Source organism: Streptomyces sp. SAI-127, from assembly GCF_029894425.1.
Classification (GTDB): domain Bacteria; phylum Actinomycetota; class Actinomycetes; order Streptomycetales; family Streptomycetaceae; genus Streptomyces.
In genome coordinates this window covers 2,027,395-2,044,923 of record NZ_JARXYJ010000001.1, presented here as the reverse complement: position 1 = coordinate 2,044,923, position 17,529 = coordinate 2,027,395, and the positions used below count along the sequence as shown (strand labels likewise).

Sequence of the window (17,529 nt, the reverse complement as noted above, 5' to 3'; positions counted from 1 at the left end):
GCCGGTCGGATCAGCCGGTGAAGCCGGCCGTGATCGAGGTGAACTGCCAGTTGTTCTGGCTGATGCCGGAGCAGTTGCTCGTCACTCCGCCGCCCGGGCAGGGCCGGTCCCGGTTGACCGACCAGAACGCGAGCCGGGCGATGTGACGGGAGTTCGCCCAGTCACGGATCTGGGTCCAGATCGCCGTGCTGGTCAACTCCTGCTGATCACTGAGCCCGTTCATGCCGGAGATCCCGATGTGGGCGTACGCCGTCGCGTCGTCCCACCCGAAGGTCGACTTCAGCTTGGTCTTCAGCCCCTCCGACGCGTTCACGGTGTTGCCGTACATGTCGCTGCCGCCGCCGAAGTCGAACGGCATGATCGTGAAGACGTCGATGTTCGCGTTCAGCGCCTCGGCCTGCTCGATCAGCCGGTTGCCCCAGTACGTCGGCCCGGTCGTCGAGGTGCCGAAGGTGAGGATGGTCCTCAGGCCCGGGTTGTTGGCCTTGACGATCTTCAGGGCGTTGAGGATCCGGTCCTGCACGGTCGCGTTCTCGAACTCGTCCGTGTTCTCGATGTCGACGTCGATGGCCTTGAGGCCGTACGCGTCGATCACCTTCTGGTAGGCACCCGCCAGCGCCTCGGGGGTCGAGCAGTTCGGACCGAGCTTGTTGCCGCTCCAGCCGCCGATCGACGGGACGATGTCACCGCCCGCGGACCGGATGGAGTTGATGACGGACTGGTCGTTGCCGCCGGTCAGCGGCCTGCTGCCGTCCCAGGCGGGGTTGCAGCCACCGGAGGAGAGGATGAACGCCATCGTGTACCACTTGATCCCGGTCGCGCTCATCACCGAGGTCGCGCTCGGCGGATCGCCCCAGCCGAGGTAGAGATAGGGGGCGGCCTGCTTGAAGCCGGTCCCGCCACCGCCGCCCGTATCGGTCGTCACGGACACGGCGTTGGAGGCCGCCGAGACGTTGCCGGCCGCGTCCCGGGCCCTCACGGTGAAGGTGTAGGAGGTACTGGCGGCGAGGCCGCTCACGGTCGTACTGGTGCCGGACACGCTCAGCACCTGGTTCGACCCGCTGTAGACGTCGTACGCCGTCACCCCGACGTTGTCCGAGGAGGCGTTCCACGCGAGGGACACGCTGGAGGAGGTCTTCCCGGTGGACCGCAGACTCCCGGGCGCGCTCGGCGCCTGCGCGTCCGAACCACCGCCCCCGCCGGGGCCGTCGAGGCTGATGTCGTCGGCGTAGTAGGTGCCCTGGGCGTACCAGCCGTGGACGTAGACCGTGGCACTGGTCTGGGAGGCGCCGGTGGTGAAGCTCGTGGTGAGTTGGCTGTACGCCGAGGGGGACGAGGTCCAGGTGGAGGAACCGCCGTTCACGCCGAGGTAGACGTAGGAGCCGCGCACCCAGCCGCTGAGGCTGTACGTCGTGTTCGGCTGGACGGCGACGGTCTGGTTGCACTGCGCGTTGTCGCTCGAACTCACCGCGCCCTGAAGGGACTTGGAGCCTCCGTGCACGGGGGAGGAGACGACCGACCCGAGGTTGCCGGTGCAGGTCCAGGGGGAGAGGTTCCCGGATTCGAAGCCGGGGTTGGTCAGGACGTTGGCCGCCTGGGCCGTGCCGGGCAGAGCGACGGCACCGACGAAAGCCAGTGCGGCGGAGCCGAGGAGAGCGAGGAGTCTGGAACGTCTGAGTGGGTTGCGCACGCGATCTCCCTGAAGATATGGGGGTGTTCGGGAGTGCAGAGAGGTGCAGGGGGGTGCGCAACCAAGTTGGTATGGACCAATCGACCTGTCAAGACAACTGACGGAAGTTGGACCTGCCCAGGGGCGCGGGCTGTATCAGGACAACCCGCGCCCGGCAGGCAACCTAAAGCGGCAGGGCCTGAGCCGTTTCCACCGAAGGTGCAGGTGCGTGAACGGAAGGCAACAACGGCCCGACCTCCTCGACCCGCTGATGAGGCACCGACACCGGCCGCAACTGCCTGAGCCCCGACACCACCGTGTAGTCCTGCCCCAGGAACGGCGGCTCGATCACCCCGGTGTCCTCACCGAGCGCCAACTGCACAGCGGCCCAAGGCACGTTGACCCCGCACAGGGACAGCTGGTGCAGCCCGCCCGCAGGCCGCGTGTTGACGTCCATGAGCACGGGCCGGTCACCGAACATCCGGAACTGGATGTTGGAGAGATAGTGCAGCCCGAACCCCTCGGCGATCAGCCGTGCCGGTTCCAGCCACTGCTCGTGCTGGGTGAACCCGCGCCGCCGTCCGTTCTTCGTGCGTCCGATCGCCAGCCGCACCCGATTGTCCGGCCCGGTGAGCGTGTCCACCGACACCTCCGGCTGCTCGAGACGCGGCATGACCAGCCAGTCCACCTGTTCGTCGGCCTGATCGAGCGCCTCGACGACCGTGTCGAGCGACACGTACGGGCTGGGAAACCCGTTGAGCTGCGCCAGCGAGAAGGGCGCGCGCGTGATGACCCGGAAGCCCACCCCGCCCGCACCGGACGCGGGCTTGAAGCAGGCCTTGTGACCGCCGGCCTCCAGTTCCTCCACGGCCGCGACCAGCTCGTCCGCGGTCCGCACCCGCCACCACGGCGGCACCGGAACACCGACCGCCTGGACCGCCTCGTAGGCGACGACCTTGTCGTGGAAGACGGCGACGGCCTCCGGCGGGGGAGCGAGCAGCGCCGTACCGATCGCGGCGAAGTCGGCGCGGTGGGCGACGATCGCCGCCTGGTGCAGCCGCGGCACGAACACGTCGATGCCACGCCGCTGGCACTGGTCGAGGGCGAACTCGACGTAGCCGGCCGGGGACAGCCCCTCCGGCTCCAGCTCGGCGGTGTCCGCGGCGGCCAGCACGGGCGAGTCGGCGTCACCGTGCGTCGCATGGATCTCGACGGCTCTGGCGCTGGGATTTCGCCGCAACTGATCCATGAAGAACACGTTCTCCGCGTACGTGCGGTTGAGCCAGACGCGTACGCGAGAGAGCATGCAGGCCGCCTTTCGGGTTTGCGGGCAGGGCGAAGCAGGCCCGTGCCCGGGCAGGGTGGTTGGAGGGTCACCAAACAGCCCCTTGCGAAGGGGAAGTTTCAATGCGGTGGTGGTGGGGCGATCATACGGCTTTCCAGGGGGCACGCGTGCAACACCCGTGTTACGGAATTCCCGATCATGAAGCCCCGCCGCCCCGGGCCACTCTTGTACCAGGAAAACAAATGTGTTCTCGTGGTCCCACCCGGGTGCACGGAGGGGGCGAGAGGTGACGTCTACGGCCGGTGGTGCGGCCCAGCTGCTGGCCGTAAGTGACCTTCACATCGGCTATCCCGAGAACCGCGCCCTCGTCGAGCGGATGCGCCCCGGCACCGACGACGACTGGCTCCTGGTGGCCGGTGACGTCGCCGAGACCGTCGCCGACGTCCGCTGGGCCCTCGAGACCCTCGCCGGCCGCTTCCGCCAGGTCGTCTGGGCCCCCGGCAACCACGAACTGTGGACCCATCCCAAGGACACCGTCACCCTGCGCGGGGTCGCCCGCTACGAGCACCTCGTCCAGATGTGCCGTGACCTCGGCGTCCTCACCCCCGAGGACCCCTATCCCGTCTGGGACGGCCCCGGCGGTCCCGTCGCCGTGGCCCCGCTGTTCCTGCTGTACGACTACTCCTTCCTGCCGGCCGGCTGCACCACCAAGGAGCAGGGCCTGGAGTACGCGCACGGCACCGGCGTCGTCTGCAACGACGAGTTCCTGCTGCACCCCGATCCCCACCCGACCCGCGAGGCCTGGTGCCGGGCCCGGGTCGCCGGGACCGAGCGCAGACTCGCCGCGCTCCCCGACGACCTGCCCACGGTCCTGATCAACCACTACCCGCTGGACCGGCACCCGACGGACGTCCTGTGGTACCCCGAGTTCGCGATGTGGTGCGGCACCACGCTGACCGCCGACTGGCACCGCAGGTTCCGCGTCGAGACCATGGTCTACGGCCATCTGCACATCCCGCGGACCACCTGGCACGAGGGCGTCCGCTTCGAGGAGGTGTCGGTGGGCTATCCGCGGGAGTGGCGCAAGCGGCCGGAGCCGCCCGGACGGCTGCGCCGGATCGTGCCCGGGGAGGTCGGCGCACGGTGATCGAGGAACTCCTGCCGGACTCGGTGGTGGCCGTCGAGGTCCACGGTCACGACGAGCCGGAGAACACCACGCTGTACCCGGAGGAAGCCGCGCTGGTCGCCCTCGCGGTCCCCAAACGCCGCCGTGAGTTCACCGTCGTGCGGGCCTGCGCCCGCCGGGCCATGGAGAAGCTCGGGGTGCCGCCGCAGCCGGTTCTGCCCGGGGAGCGCGGCGCCCCGCGGTGGCCGGCCGGCCTCACCGGCAGCATGACCCACTGCGACGGCTACTGCGCCGCCGCCCTGGTCCGAGCTGCCGACCTGGCCTCCCTCGGCATCGACGCCGAACCCCACGGGCCGCTCCCGGAGGGCGTGCTGGAGAGTGTCTCCCTGCCCGGCGAGCGGGTCAGGCTGCGGGAACTCGCCGGGACGTACCCCGCGGTCCACTGGGACCGGCTGCTGTTCAGCGCCAAGGAGTCCGTCTACAAGGCGTGGTTCCCGCTCACCGGCAAGTGGCTGGACTTCACCGAGGCCGACATAGAGATCCTCGTCGACCCCGCAAAGCCCTCAGGCGGCACTCTGCGCGCCGAACTCCTCGTCCCCGGCCCGCTGGTGGGCGGCGAGCGCCGGGGCGTCTTCGAGGGCCGCTGGACGGTCCGGGGCGGCCTGGTCGCGACATCGGTGACCGTGCCGCACGCCTGAGCGCACGGCGCGGGTCGTACGTCTCGTCTCTACGGCTCCGGCGGACACCAGCTCTGCAGCAGCCGGAAGAACGCCTCCTCGTTGCCCGCGAGGCCCGCGTCTGCCAGCGCCTGTTCGGCCTCGGCGAGGACCGCCGGCGGGACGACCGGTGGTCGGGCGGTGTCGGGCGGGCCGGCCGCGGTGTCGAAGGCGGCTCGGACCGTGTGCAGCAGCCGCAGATAGGCCTGGACGGCGGTGCGCTCACGGTCGGTCAGTACGGCGGTGGGCATCGGCGGCTCTCCCCAAGTCGGCGTCGGTCGCACCCCCGGACGGGGCGCGTCGGTCGCAGCCCGTACGGGCGTGCATCTCCAGCTTGCCGTCCACCACTGACAATCTGGCTTCCGCGCCCGTTCGTTCGCCCGCTTAGCGGAGGCGAAACCTCACCGAAATCACTGGGGGGAAAGCAGTCCTACGCTGGGAGGAAGGGCTTTCGGCCGTCTTGATCCGCGGCCAGGAGAACGGGAGGCGAGCACATGGTCGACGACCCGCGCCGGCGCCCGGTGCGCGCCGTCCGGCTGCGCTCGGTGGGCGACGCAGAACTGGAGTTGCGGTACCGCGTGGTGCACGGTTACCGCCGTGCCTTCCGCATGGCGGGCGAGGGCCCGCCGCTCGTCCTCATCCACGGCATCGGCGACTCCTCGGCGACCTGGGCCGAGCTGATTCCCGACCTCGCCCGCACCCACACCGTGATCGCCCCCGACCTGCTCGGTCACGGCGACTCCGACAAGCCGCGGGCCGACTACTCGGTGGCCGCGTACGCCAACGGCGTCCGTGATCTGCTCACCACCCTGGGCATCGAGTCGGCCACCCTGGTCGGGCACTCCCTGGGCGGGGGAGTGGCCATGCAGTTCGCCTACCAGTTCCCCGAGCGCACCGAGCGGCTCATCCTGGTCAGCGCCGGCGGTGTGGGCCGCGAGGTCAACCCCGTGCTGCGGCTGGTCTCCCTGCCCGGCGCCCACCTCGTGCTGTCCTCGCTGCGGCTGCCCGGCATGCGCCTCCAAGTCGGTCTCGCCGTCCGCCTGATGAAGCTCCTGGACACCGACCTCGGCCAGGACGCCCCGGATCTGCTCAACCTCGTCGACGCGCTCCCGGACGAGACCTCCCGCAACGCCTTCATCCGCACCCTGCGCGCGGTCGTCGACTGGCGGGGCCAGGTCGTCACCATGCTCGACCGCTGCTACCTCACCGAGGGCATGCCGACCATGCTCCTGTGGGGCGACCGGGACAGCGTGGTACCCGTCCGGCACGCCTTCGGGGCGCACGAGGCGATGCCGGGCAGCCGCCTGGAGATCTTCGAGGGCGCCGGTCACTTCCCGTTCCACAGCGATCCCACGCGGTTCGTCTCGCTGGTCGAGGAGTTCACGGCGACCACGGCTCCGGCGGACTGGAGCCGTGACCACTGGAGGCAGCTGCTCCGGGAGGGCGGCCCCGGCACCTCGCGGACACGTGGCGTGGAGCGTGACCTGAGAGAGGCGAGCGAACGCAGCGCGACGTGACGTGACGTCGGGGCAGGTCAGCCCTGTGGCCCCAGATACCCCAGCGAGGCCTCGATCCGGCCCGCCAGACGGTCCCGCTGCACCGGCCCCCGCAGGGACGAACCGGCCAGCCACGTCCGGCACTTGCTGGCCAGCAGCAGGCCGAAGCTCTCCGCCTCCCGCTCGTCGTCGAGCTCGAAGCGGCTACGGGCGGCCACCTTGCGGACCGTGGCCTGGAGATCGGCGTCGTCGCTGAGGAGGCGGGCGGCGACCGCCGCGCCCTCGACGTGGTGGGAGCAGTGGCCGGCGTTCATGTGCCACAGCTCGTGGCCGAGGATGACCAACTGGTGGTCGGGGGCGGTGCGTTCCTCGATCACCACGAGATCCTGGTCGGCCATGTCGAGCCACAGCCCGCTGGCCGTGCCGGGCGGGAAGGGCGCCGTACGGAAGTGGACCGGGCGGCCCCGGCGTCTGCTCATCGCGTCGCACAGGGCGCCGTAGAGGTCCTCGGGCCGTGCCGGGGCGTCGAGTTCCAGCTCCGCCACCAACTCGCCGCTCAGGCGGCGCATGTGCTTACCGATGCCCACAGTTGTCTCCCGGATCAGGACTCGGGCCGCTTGACGCTCTCCAAGAGCATGTCCAGCCACTCGGCGACCTTGTCACGGTGCTGGTCGGTGGGCAGCTGCGCGGCCCGCCAGGCGATCCCGCGGACGCCGTGGTCCTGGAGCAGCCGCTCCAGCGGGTCGTGGGCGGCCGCGGCGGCCTCCCGCTCCCGGTCGGCGAGCTTGTGCAGGAGCTCCTGCTCGGTGTGCTGGAGCGCACCCGCGAGCGCCTCGGGGTCCTCGGCCGTCAGGAACCCGGCGTGCACCCGGAAGAACCGCTGGATGGCGTCGCAGTGCTCCATGGTGGGTCGCCGGTCGCCGTTGATGAGGGCGCCCGCCTGCTGCCGGGACATGCCCGCGCCGTCGGCGATCTCCTGCTGGGTGTACTTGCGCCCGTTGGGCTTGAGCCGGGTGCGGCGCAACAGGTCGAGCCGCTGCAGGAACCGCGCCTGGACGTCCGGTTCACCCGCCGGGCGCCCGCTCAGCAGGGCCTTGACCACGGGCTCGGGGACACCCGAGGCGACGGACAGCCGACCGGTGTCGAAGACCTGCGCGTGCGGCACGCCGAGCCGGTCGGAGAGTGCGGTGACGCGGGCGACGACGGCCGTCAGTACGACCGTTGCCGCGTCGTCCGGGCTCTCGAAGCCATCCGACACCGACAGATCTCCTACGTCTCTCACCCGACTACTCACAGGCGGTCGCCGTGAACTTCCCGGAGAGTAGCCCGTTGTTCGAACTCACATCCAGGTGTCGCCACAACTGTGGCCAATTTCAGCCGTCAACCGCTACGGAATGCCACGATAGTTGACACGACTCGTTCCGGGGAAGCAGGATCAAGGCGCCGCGTGAAGGCCGCATAGGCAAGAGGGGTGACCTCCCGATGGCATATCAGGCAGGTGGGCAGCGGTCGGAACTGCGGCCCGTCCCCGAGGGGCTCGAAGCCCAGGCGTATCTACAGGACTACGCCACGCTCCTGGAAGCCGTCCCCTTCCCGTCCGTCGTCCTCGACCACCGCTGGGACGTCGTACTCGCCAACGCCGCTTTCGCGTCACTTTTCCGTGCCGTGGGTCCGCATCCGACGGCCATGCCGGACGACAACTTCCTCCGGTTCGTCCTCTTCCACCCCGACGCGAGCAGCGTCCTCGGCGAGCACGAGTCGCGCTGGTGTCTGCCGATGCTCGCGCACTTCGCGGCCGCGGTGGAGCGGCACGGCCACGACCACGGCATCCAGGCGATCCGCCGGGACATCGCCCAGGACCCGATCATGGACGCCGCCTACCGGCACGGCCTGCCGCACTGGATCCGCGCGGTCGGCGAGCGGGCCGTGGAGCACGACGGCTCCGTACGCCCGCTGGTGCACCCCGACCCGCGCTGGGGCGCCACGGACTGCCGGGTCGTCGACGAGACGCCGCGCACCCTGCGCGACCTGGGCTACACCCGGCTGACCCTGGTGCTCCGCCCGGCTCCCACCAGGCGCCGCCCGCGTCGCGCGACGACACATCTCACGGTGGTCCCCACCCCCCGGGCCTGACGGGCACCGTCGGCGTTCAGGTCGTCGACGGCGCCTCGTCAGTAAGAGTCCGGCCCCGTGGAGCAAGGGTGTTCCACGGGGCCGCCCTCCCGGCTCACTCGGGCTTCACCGCGGGACCGGCCATCGAGACCCTCCCCCTCTGGATCTGGCTCAGCGTGTTTACGCAAGCGGCTTGCATAACTTGCGCTATTCTTGCGTTCATGACGCGACGACTTGCCGAGGTGGCGAAGAAGGTCGGGGTCAGCGAGGCCACGGTCAGCCGGGTGCTCAACGGCAAACCGGGAGTCTCCCAGGCCACCCGGCAGGCGGTGCTGTCCGCGCTGGACGTGCTCGGGTACGAGCGGCCCACGCAGTTGCGCGGTGAGCGCGCGCGGCTCGTGGGGCTGGTGCTGCCGGAGCTCCAGAACCCGATCTTCCCGGCGTTCGCCGAGGTCATCGGCGGGGCGCTGGCCCAGCTCGGGCTGACGCCGGTGCTGTGCACCCAGACCAAGGGCGGGGTGTCCGAGGCCGATTACGTGGATCTCCTGCTGCAGCACCAGGTCTCCGGCGTCGTCTTCGCCGGCGGGCTCTACGCCCAGGCGGACGCGCCGCACGACCACTACCGGCGGCTCGCCGACCGGAACATCCCGGTCGTGCTGGTCAACGCGTCCATCGACGACCTCGGCTTCCCGGGTGTGTCCTGCGACGACGCGGTGGCCGTCGAGCAGGCCTGGCGGCACCTCTCCTCCCTGGGGCACGAGCGGATCGGGCTGGTCCTGGGGCCCGCGGACCACATGCCGTCGGCACGCAAGCTGGCCGCGGCGCAGGGGCTCGGTGAGCTGCCGGAGGAACGGGTGGCGCGGGCCATGTTCTCCATCGAGGGCGGGCACGCGGCGGCCGCCCGGCTCATCGACCGCGGGGTCACCGGCTTCATCTGCGCCAGCGATCCCCTCGCCCTCGGCGTCATCCGGGCGGCCCGCCGCAAGGGGCTCGACGTGCCGGGCCAGGTGTCGGTGGTCGGCTACGACGACTCCGCCCTGATGAACTGCACCGAACCTCCGCTGACCACCGTCCGTCAGCCCATCGAGGCCATGGGCCGGGCCGCCGTGGAGCTGCTGAACGCGCAGGTCGGCGGCAGTGCCGTACCGCCCGAGGAACTGCTCTTCGAACCCGAGCTGGTGGTCCGGGGGTCCACCGCGCAAGCGCCTCGCGGCTGAGATCCACGGCTCTGCCATCGCTCTGTCGAATAATTACAGATTCTACGCGACATCTTGCGGACGGATGTCGGCGGTGCTTGAGTGTGCGGCGCCCACCGCTCCTGCCACGAGGGGTCCACCGATGAGAAGCACCGGGTACCGCCGAACCGTCGCAGCGCTCAGTGTCTGTTCCCTTGCCCTCGCCGTCTCCGCCTGTGGATCGGGCGACGACACGGCGAGCGGCAAGACCCGCATCACGGTCAACTGCATGCCGCCCAAGAGCGCCAAGGTAGACCGCCGGTTCTTCGAGCAGGACATCGCGTCCTTCGAGAAGCAGAACCCGGACATCGACGTCGTCGCGCACGACGCGTTCCCCTGCCAGGACCCCAAGACCTTCGACGCCAAGCTCGCCGGCGGGCAGATGGAGGACGTCTTCTACACGTACTTCACCGACGCCAAGCACGTCGTGGACATCAACCAGGCGGCCGATCTCACCCCGTACGTCAAGGAGTTGAAGAGCTACGGCACCCTCCAGCAGCAGCTGCGCGACATCTACACCGTCGACGGGAAGATCTACGGCATCCCGCGCACCGGCTACTCGATGGGCCTGATCTACAACAAGAAGCTCTTCGCGAAGGCCGGCCTCGACCCCGAGCAACCTCCGGCCACCTGGGAGGAGTTGCGCACCGACGCCAAGAAGATCGCCGCACTGGGCGACGGCACCGTCGGCTACGCCGACTACAGCGCCCAGAACCAAGGCGGTTGGCACTTCACCGCCGAGCTCTACTCCCAGGGCGGTGACGTCGTGAGCGCGGACGGCAGGAAGGCCACCATCGACAACCCCCGAGGGCCGGGCCGTCCTGCAGAACCTGCACGACATGCGCTGGACCGACGACTCGATGGGCAGCAAGCAGCTCCTCGTCATCAACGACGTCCAGCAGATGATGGGTTCGGGCAAGCTCGGCATGTACCTCTCCGCCCCGGACAACATCCCGATCCTGGTCAAGGAGAAGGGCGGCGACTACCAGGACCTCGCGCTCGCCCCGATGCCCGGCGGCAAGGGCACGCTCATCGGCGGCGACGGCTACATGGTCAACAAGAAGGCGAGCCCCGACCAGATCAGGGCGGGCCTGAAGTGGCTGGACCACATGTTCCTCAGGCCCGGCGCCGGTTTCCTCGGCGACTACGCCCGCGCCAAGAAGGCCGACGCCCCGGTCGGCCTGCCCGAGCCGCGCCTGTTCACCGGCGCCGCCGACGCCAAGGACCAGCAGGTCAAGAAGGCCAACGCCAATGTGCCGGTGGAGAACTACCAGGCCTTCCTCGACGGCAACCAGTCCCTGAGGATGAAGATCGAGCCGCCGAACGCCCAGCAGATCTACTCCGTCCTCGACGGAGCCGTCTCCGCCGTCCTCACCAAGAAGGACGCCGACATCGACCAGCTCCTGAAGGACGCCTCCGGCAAGATCGACGGCATCCTGGCCCGGAGCTGACCCCCATGAAGACGGTGGAAAGCCCGCCCCACGAGGTCATCGCCGTACCCCCGATCCAGGCGCCGCCTCCCGCAGGGGACCGGAGGCGGCGCCGCCTCGCCGACCAGGCCCGCGCCTACGGCTTCCTCCTCGGCGGACTGCTCTGCTTCGCCCTCTTCTCCTGGTACCCGGCGATACGCGCCGTCGTCATCGCCTTCCAGAAGTACACGCCGGGTTCCGAGCCCGAATGGGTCGGCACCGCCAACTTCACCCGCGTGTGGCACGACCCGGAGTTCACCGCCGCCTGGCGCAACACCCTCGCCTTCACCCTGCTGGCCCTGCTCATCGGCTTCGCGATCCCCTTCGTCATGGCCCTGGTGCTCAATGAGCTGAGGCACGCGAAGGCGTTCTTCCGGGTGGTGGTCTATCTGCCCGTCATGATCCCGCCGGTGGTCAGCGCCCTGCTGTGGAAGTGGTTCTACGACCCCGGAGCCGGCCTCGCCAACGAGGCGCTGCGTTTCCTGCACCTGCCCACCTCGAACTGGTCCAACGGCGCCGACACCGCACTCGTCTCCCTGGTGATCGTGGCGACCTGGGCCAACCTGGGCGGCACCGTCCTGATCTACCTGGCCGCCCTGCAGTCCATCCCCGGCGAGCTGTACGAGGCCGCCGAACTGGACGGGGCGAACCTCCTCCAGCGCATCCGCCATGTGACGCTCCCCCAGACCAGGTTCGTCGTGCTGATGCTGATGCTCCTTCAGATCATCGCGACCATGCAGGTGTTCACGGAGCCTTTCGTGATCACCGGTGGCGGCCCGGAGAACGCCACGGTCACCGTTCTCTACCTGATCTACAAGTACGCGTTCCTCTACAACGACTTCGGCGGGGCGTGTGCGCTGAGCGTCATGCTCCTGGTGCTGCTGGGCGCCTTCTCCGCCGTGTATCTGCGGCTGACCCGGTCCTCGGAGGGGGATCTCGCATGAGCACCCGCACCCTGATCTCCCCGGCGACGCTCGCCCGCCCGCGCGGCAGGGCCGTCTACTGGACCGTCTTCACCACCGTCGTCGTGCTCTTCGCGCTCGCCTTCCTCTTCCCCGTCTACTGGATGGTCACCGGGGCGATGAAGTCACCGGACGAGGTGACGCGCACGCCGCCCACTCTCGTCCCCGAGCAGTGGCACCTCGACGGCTACACCGATGCCTGGGACCTCATGCAGCTCCCGCAACACCTGTGGAACACGGTGGTCCAGGCGGCCGGCGCCTGGGCGTTCCAGCTCGTCCTGTGCACGGCCGCCGCCTACGCCCTGTCCCGGCTCAGGCCCGTCTTCGGCAAGGTGGTCCTCGGCGGGATCCTGGCCACGCTGATGGTCCCGGCCCAGGCCCTGGTCGTACCGAAGTACCTGACCGTGGCCGATCTGGGCCTGCTCAACGACCCCCTCGCCATCTGGCTGCCGGCCGTCGCCAACGCCTTCAACCTGTACCTGCTCAAGCGGTTCTTCGACCAGCTCCCGCGCGATGTGCTGGAGGCCGCCGAGATCGACGGGGCGGGAAAGCCGCGCATCCTGTGGTCGATCGTGCTGCCCATGTCGAGGCCGGTCCTCGGGGTGGTCTCGATCTTCGCCCTGGTCGCCGTCTGGCAGGACTTCCTCTGGCCGCTGATGGTCTTCTCCGACACCGACAAGCAGCCCATCAGTGTGGCGCTCGTCCAGCTGTCGCAGAACATCCAACTGACCGTGCTCATTGCCGCGATGGTGATCGCCAGCATCCCGATGGTCGCCCTGTTCCTCGTCTTCCAGCGGCACATCGTCGCCGGGATCGGCGCGGGCAGCACGAAGGGCTGACACCGCCCGCCCTCCTACAGAAGGGAAACCCAGTGGGACAGCCCACCGAGTGGTGGCGCTCCGCCGTCATCTACCAGGTCTACGTCCGCAGCTTCGCCGACGGCGACGGGGACGGCACCGGCGACCTCGCCGGAGTCCGCGCCAGGCTGCCGTATCTCGCCGAACTCGGCGTGGACGCCCTGTGGTTCAACCCCTGGTACCTCTCCCCGATGAAGGACGGCGGCTACGACGTCGCCGACTACCGCGCCATCGACCCCGCCTTCGGCACCCTCGCCGAGGCGGAGAAGCTGATCGGGGAGGCACGGGAGCTGGGCATCCGCACGATCGTCGACATCGTGCCCAACCATGTCTCCGACCAACACCCCTGGTTCCGGGCAGCTCTGAACGCGGGCCCGGGCAGCCCCGAACGCGAGCTGTTCCACTTCCGGCGCGGACGCGGCAAGCACGGCGAACTGCCGCCCAACGACTGGCCGTCGCAGTTCGTCGGCTCCACCGAGCCCGTGTGGACGCGGCTGCCCGACGGCGACTGGTACCTGCACCTGTTCACCCCGGAACAGCCCGACCTCAACTGGGCCCACCCGGCGGTCCGCCAGGAGCACGAGGACATCCTGCGCTTCTGGTTCGAACGGCAAGTGGCGGGCGTGCGCATCGACTCGGCCGCCCTGCTCGCCAAGGACCCCGCGCTGCCCGACCTGGCCGGCGGACCCGACCCGCACCCCTTCGTCGACCGCGACGAACTCCATGACATCTACCGCTCCTGGCGGGCGGTCGCCGACGAGTACGACGGAGTCTTCGTCGGCGAGGTCTGGCTCCCGGACACCGAACGCTTCGCCCGCTACCTGCGCCCCGACGAGCTGCACACCGCCTTCAACTTCTCCTTCCTGTCCTGCCCTTGGGACGCCGGGCGGCTGCGCACCTCGATCGACACGACCCTCGCCGAGCACGCCCCGGTCGGTGCCCCCGCCACCTGGGTGCTGTGCAACCACGACATCACCCGCACGGTCACCCGCTACGGCCGTACGGACACCGGCTTCGACTTCGCGGCCAAGGCCTTCGGGACCCCGACCGACCTCGCCCTCGGCACCCGGCGTGCCCGAGCGGCGGCTCTGCTCTCGCTCGCCCTTCCCGGGGCCGTCTACGTCTACCAGGGCGAGGAACTCGGCCTGCCCGAGGCGGACATCCCGCGCGACCGCATCGAGGACCCCATGCACGTGCGCTCCGGCGGCACGGACCCCGGGCGCGACGGATGCCGGGTGCCGCTGCCATGGGCGGCCGGGGCGCCCCACGCCGGGTTCGGCGGCGAGCCCTGGCTGCCGCAGCCCGCCGACTGGGCGCCGTACGCCGTCGACCGGCAGGCCGTGGACCCCGGGTCGATGCTCAGCCTCTACCGCGAGGCCATCCGGCTCCGGCCGGTCTTCGGCCACGGCCCGCTCACCTGGTTGCCCGCGCCCGAGGGTGTCCTCGCCTTCGCCCGTGCGGGCGGTGCCCGGTGCGTGGTGAATCTCGCCGACACCGCCGTGGACCTGCCCGAGCACACCGCACTGCTGCTTGCCAGCGGCCCCTTGGACGAAGCGGGCCGACTGCCCGAGGACACCGCGGTCTGGCTCCGGAGCTGAGACCGCGGCACCCCCACAGGAAGGGATCAGCACATGCGCAGATCTGTCAGGGGCATGCCAGTCATCACGGTGGTCGCCCTCTCCGCCGGCCTTCTCACCGCCACGGCGCCCACCGCCCACGCGGCGGCGGGTGCCACCCTCCCCTTCACCTCGGTCGAGGCCGAGTCCGCCACCACGACCGGCACGAGGATCGGCCCCGATCACACGCAGGGCACGCTCGCTTCGGAGGCGTCCGGGCGGCAGGCGGTACAGCTCGCCTCGGGTCGGCGCGTCGAGTTCACCGTGCCGCGCGCCGCCAACGCCGTGAACGTCGCCTACAGCGTCCCCGACGGCCAGGCGGGCACGCTGAACGTCTACGTCAACGGCACCAGACTCGCGAAGACCCTCCCGGTGACCTCCAAGTACTCCTACATCGACACCAGTTGGATCCCCGGGGCCAAGACGCACCACTTCTTCGACAACGCCCGCCTCCTGCTCGGGCAGAACGTCCAGGCGGGCGACAAGGTCGCCTTCGAGGCGGCGGGTACCCAAGTCACCGTGGACGTGGCCGACTTCGAGCAGGTCGCCGCGGCCGCCGGCCAGCCCGCCGGGTCCGTGTCCGTCACCTCCAAGGGCGCCGACCCCACCGGCAACGGCGACTCCACCCAGGCCTTCCGGGAGGCGATCTCCGCCGCCCAAGGGGGAGTGGTCTGGATCCCGCCGGGCGACTACCGGCTGACCTCCGCGCTCAGCGGAGTCCAGAACGTGACCCTCCAGGGCGCCGGAAGCTGGCACTCGGTCGTGCACTCCTCCCGCTTCGTCGACCAGTCCGGCTCCTCGGGGGGCGTCCACATCAAGGACTTCGCGGTCATCGGCGAGGTCACCGAGCGCGTCGACTCCAACCCGGACAACTTCGTCAACGGATCGCTCGGACGCGGCAGTTCGGTGTCCGGCATGTGGCTTCAGCACCTCAAGGTCGGCCTCTGGCTGACGGGCGACAACGACAACCTCGTCGTCGAGAACAACCGCTTCCTCGACATGACCGCCGACGGCCTCAACCTCAACGGCAACGCGCGCGGAGTCCGCGTCCGCAACAACTTCCTGCGCAACCAGGGCGACGACGCGCTCGCCATGTGGTCGCTGTACGCGCCGGACACGAACAGCAGCTTCGAGAACAACACCATCAGCCAGCCGAACCTGGCCAACGGCATCGCGATCTACGGCGGCACCGACATCGCGGTGAGGAACAACCTGGTCCTCGACACCAACGCCCTCGGCAGCGGCATCGCGATCTCCAACCAGAAGTTCCTCGACCCGTTCTCCCCGCTGGCCGGCACCATCACGGTCGACGGCAACATCCTGGTCCGCGCCGGCGCGATGAACCCCAACTGGAACCACCCGATGGGAGCGCTGAGGGTCGACTCCTACGACAGCGCCATCAACGCCACGGTGAACATCACCAATACGACCATCACCGACAGCCCCTACAGCGCCTTCGAGTTCGTGTCCGGCGGCGGACAGGGGTATCCGGTCCGTGACGTCACCGTGGACGGCGCGACCGTCCGCAACGCCGGCACCGTCGTCGTGCAGGCCGAGGCGCAGGGCGCCGCCACCTTCCGCGACGTCACGGCGACGGGCGTCGGCGTGGCCGGCGTCTACAACTGCCCCTACCCGGCGAACTCGGGCACCTTCGCCCTCACCGACGGCGGCGGCAACTCCGGCTGGAGCACCTCCTGGTCGGACTGCTCGACCTGGCCGCAGCCCGGACAGGGCAACCCGGATCCCGATCCGAACCGCAACCTCGCCAAGGGCCGCCCGGCCACCGCCACCGGCTCCCAGGACGTATACACGCCCGGCAAGGCGGTCGACGGCGACGCGAACAGCTACTGGGAGTCCACCAACAACGCGTTCCCGCAGTCGTGGACCGTGGACCTCGGCTCGGTGCAGGCGGTCCGCCGCCTGGTGCTGAAGCTGCCGCCGTCCTCCGCGTGGGGCGCGCGCACCCAGACCCTCACCGTGCTGGGCAGCACCGACAACGCCACCTACGCCACCGTCGTCGGCGCGCAGGGCTACCGCTTCGACCCGGCGACCGGCAACACCGCCACCGTCTCCCTGCCCAGCGGGACCGGCCTGCGCTACCTCCGGCTCTCCGTCAGCGCCAACACGGGCTGGCCCGCAGGGCAGTTCAGCGAGGTGGAGGCGTATCCGACTTCGTGACGACGGCGTCCTGAGCGACTCCGCGCTTCGCCGCCTGGATCTGCTCGTACACATGGGTGCGCAGTTCGGCGAAGCGCGGGGCCACACGCGTGTGCAACTGGTCCCGTTCGTCCGGAAGATCGACCTTCAGCTGCTCCTGCACGACCGTGGGGGAGGCCGACAGCACGATCACCCGCTCGCCCAGGTAGACCGCCTCGTCGATGTCGTGGGTGACGAACAGGATCGTGATGCCGCGCTCCCGCCACAGCCGTCGTACCAGATCCTCCAGGTCGGCGCGGGTCTGGGCGTCCACGGCCGCGAACGGCTCGTCCATCAGCAGGACTTCGGGCTCGTACGCGAGGGCCCGGGCGATCGCGACGCGCTGCTGCATACCGCCGGAGAGCTGCCAGGGATACGCCCCGGCGGCCTCCGTGAGGTCCACCGACTCCAGTGCGTCGGCGACCAGCTCACGTCGTCTCGCCCTGCTCAAGTCCTTCTGCTTCAGCGGCAGTTCGATGTTGTCGGCGACGCGCATCCAGGGGAAGAGGCTGCGGCCGTACTCCTGGAAGACGAAGGCCATCCCGGGCGGGGGACCGCTCACCTTCCGTCCCGCCAGGTGGACTTCGCCGGCGGTCGGGGTGAGCAGACCGCCCATGCACTTCAGCAGCGTCGTCTTGCCGCAGCCCGACGGGCCGACGAGACACACGAGTTCGCCCGCTTCGACGGTGAAGGTGAGGTCGCGGACCGCCTCCACACGGCGGCCGGAACCCTCGTAGACCTTCTGCAGGCCGGATACGCCAAGTTGCGCGCGCATGGACCGCCCTTTCGG

Annotated in this window: 15 protein-coding genes and 1 pseudogene; 10 read left to right on the top strand and 6 right to left on the bottom strand. The window is 69.9% G+C overall.

The genetic code is table 11. The features are described 5' to 3' along the window. Positions 1–10 precede the first annotated feature (10 nt). A complete protein-coding gene (locus M2157_RS09690; protein WP_280865018.1) occupies positions 11–1,690 on the bottom strand; it encodes a carbohydrate binding domain-containing protein in 1,680 nt (559 codons plus the stop codon). 163 nt (positions 1,691–1,853) lie between these two features. Beyond that, a complete protein-coding gene (locus M2157_RS09685; protein ID WP_280865017.1) occupies positions 1,854–2,975 on the bottom strand; it encodes an ATP-grasp domain-containing protein in 1,122 nt (373 codons plus the stop codon). Positions 2,976–3,240: 265 nt separating this feature from the next. On the opposite strand from M2157_RS09685, the gene M2157_RS09680 reads away from it, so the two are divergent. After that, positions 3,241–4,101 (top strand): metallophosphoesterase, encoded by an 861-nt coding sequence (locus M2157_RS09680; RefSeq protein ID WP_280865016.1) that lies wholly within the window; start codon positions 3,241–3,243, stop codon positions 4,099–4,101. Continuing rightward, positions 4,098–4,778 carry a 4'-phosphopantetheinyl transferase superfamily protein gene (locus M2157_RS09675; protein WP_280861406.1) on the top strand — a complete coding sequence of 227 codons (681 nt, stop codon included), beginning with the start codon at positions 4,098–4,100 and terminating at the stop codon, positions 4,776–4,778. The genes M2157_RS09680 and M2157_RS09675 overlap by 4 nt, the downstream gene beginning before the upstream one ends. 29 nt (positions 4,779–4,807) lie before the next feature. Here the strand turns inward: M2157_RS09675 and M2157_RS09670 are convergent, their stop codons facing one another. Continuing rightward, entirely contained in the window at positions 4,808–5,047 is a 240-nt protein-coding gene (locus M2157_RS09670) for a hypothetical protein (protein ID WP_280861405.1), read from the bottom strand. A gap of 243 nt (positions 5,048–5,290) precedes the next feature. Between M2157_RS09670 and M2157_RS09665 the strand changes: the two genes are divergently transcribed. Then, complete coding sequence (locus M2157_RS09665; protein ID WP_280865015.1) at positions 5,291–6,313, top strand: alpha/beta hydrolase; 1,023 nt, start codon at positions 5,291–5,293, stop codon at positions 6,311–6,313. 17 nt (positions 6,314–6,330) lie between these two features. Here the strand turns inward: M2157_RS09665 and M2157_RS09660 are convergent, their stop codons facing one another. After that, a complete protein-coding gene (locus M2157_RS09660; RefSeq protein ID WP_059209475.1) occupies positions 6,331–6,861 on the bottom strand; it encodes a hypothetical protein in 531 nt (176 codons plus the stop codon). A 32-nt stretch (positions 6,862–6,893) separates the two neighbouring features. Beyond that, on the bottom strand, positions 6,894–7,550 hold the full coding sequence (locus M2157_RS09655) for a helix-turn-helix transcriptional regulator (protein ID WP_059209310.1): 657 nt from the start codon (positions 7,548–7,550) through the stop codon (positions 6,894–6,896). A 224-nt stretch (positions 7,551–7,774) separates the two neighbouring features. Between M2157_RS09655 and M2157_RS09650 the strand changes: the two genes are divergently transcribed. The 7 genes and pseudogenes from M2157_RS09650 (at position 7,775) to M2157_RS09620 (ending at position 16,721) form a co-directional block, all read left to right on the top strand. After that, on the top strand, positions 7,775–8,425 hold the full coding sequence (locus tag M2157_RS09650; protein WP_280865013.1) for a hypothetical protein: 651 nt from the start codon (positions 7,775–7,777) through the stop codon (positions 8,423–8,425). A gap of 200 nt (positions 8,426–8,625) precedes the next feature. Beyond that, positions 8,626–9,621, top strand: coding sequence for a LacI family DNA-binding transcriptional regulator (locus M2157_RS09645; RefSeq protein WP_280865012.1), 996 nt, complete (start codon positions 8,626–8,628; stop codon positions 9,619–9,621). A 121-nt stretch (positions 9,622–9,742) separates the two neighbouring features. Next, a pseudogene (locus M2157_RS09640) lies at positions 9,743–11,090 on the top strand (sugar ABC transporter substrate-binding protein). A 5-nt stretch (positions 11,091–11,095) separates the two neighbouring features. Continuing rightward, positions 11,096–12,052 carry a sugar ABC transporter permease gene (locus M2157_RS09635; RefSeq protein ID WP_280861400.1) on the top strand — a complete coding sequence of 319 codons (957 nt, stop codon included), beginning with the start codon at positions 11,096–11,098 and terminating at the stop codon, positions 12,050–12,052. After that, positions 12,049–12,909, top strand: a complete 861-nt coding sequence (locus M2157_RS09630; protein ID WP_280861399.1) for a carbohydrate ABC transporter permease — start codon at positions 12,049–12,051, stop codon at positions 12,907–12,909. Before M2157_RS09635 ends, M2157_RS09630 begins: the two co-directional genes overlap by 4 nt. Before the next feature lie 32 nt (positions 12,910–12,941). Beyond that, positions 12,942–14,525: a glycoside hydrolase family 13 protein gene (locus M2157_RS09625; RefSeq protein WP_280861398.1), complete on the top strand. Its 1,584-nt coding sequence runs from the start codon at positions 12,942–12,944 to the stop codon at positions 14,523–14,525. 33 nt (positions 14,526–14,558) lie between these two features. Further along, positions 14,559–16,721, top strand: coding sequence for a discoidin domain-containing protein (locus M2157_RS09620; RefSeq protein ID WP_280861397.1), 2,163 nt, complete (start codon positions 14,559–14,561; stop codon positions 16,719–16,721). On the opposite strand, the gene M2157_RS09615 is transcribed toward M2157_RS09620, so the two are convergent. Further along, the gene (locus M2157_RS09615; RefSeq protein WP_280865011.1) at positions 16,690–17,514 is read right to left on the bottom strand and encodes an ABC transporter ATP-binding protein; all 825 of its coding nucleotides are present in this window, start codon (positions 17,512–17,514) and stop codon (positions 16,690–16,692) included. The genes M2157_RS09620 and M2157_RS09615 overlap by 32 nt on opposite strands. Positions 17,515–17,529 lie beyond the last annotated feature (15 nt).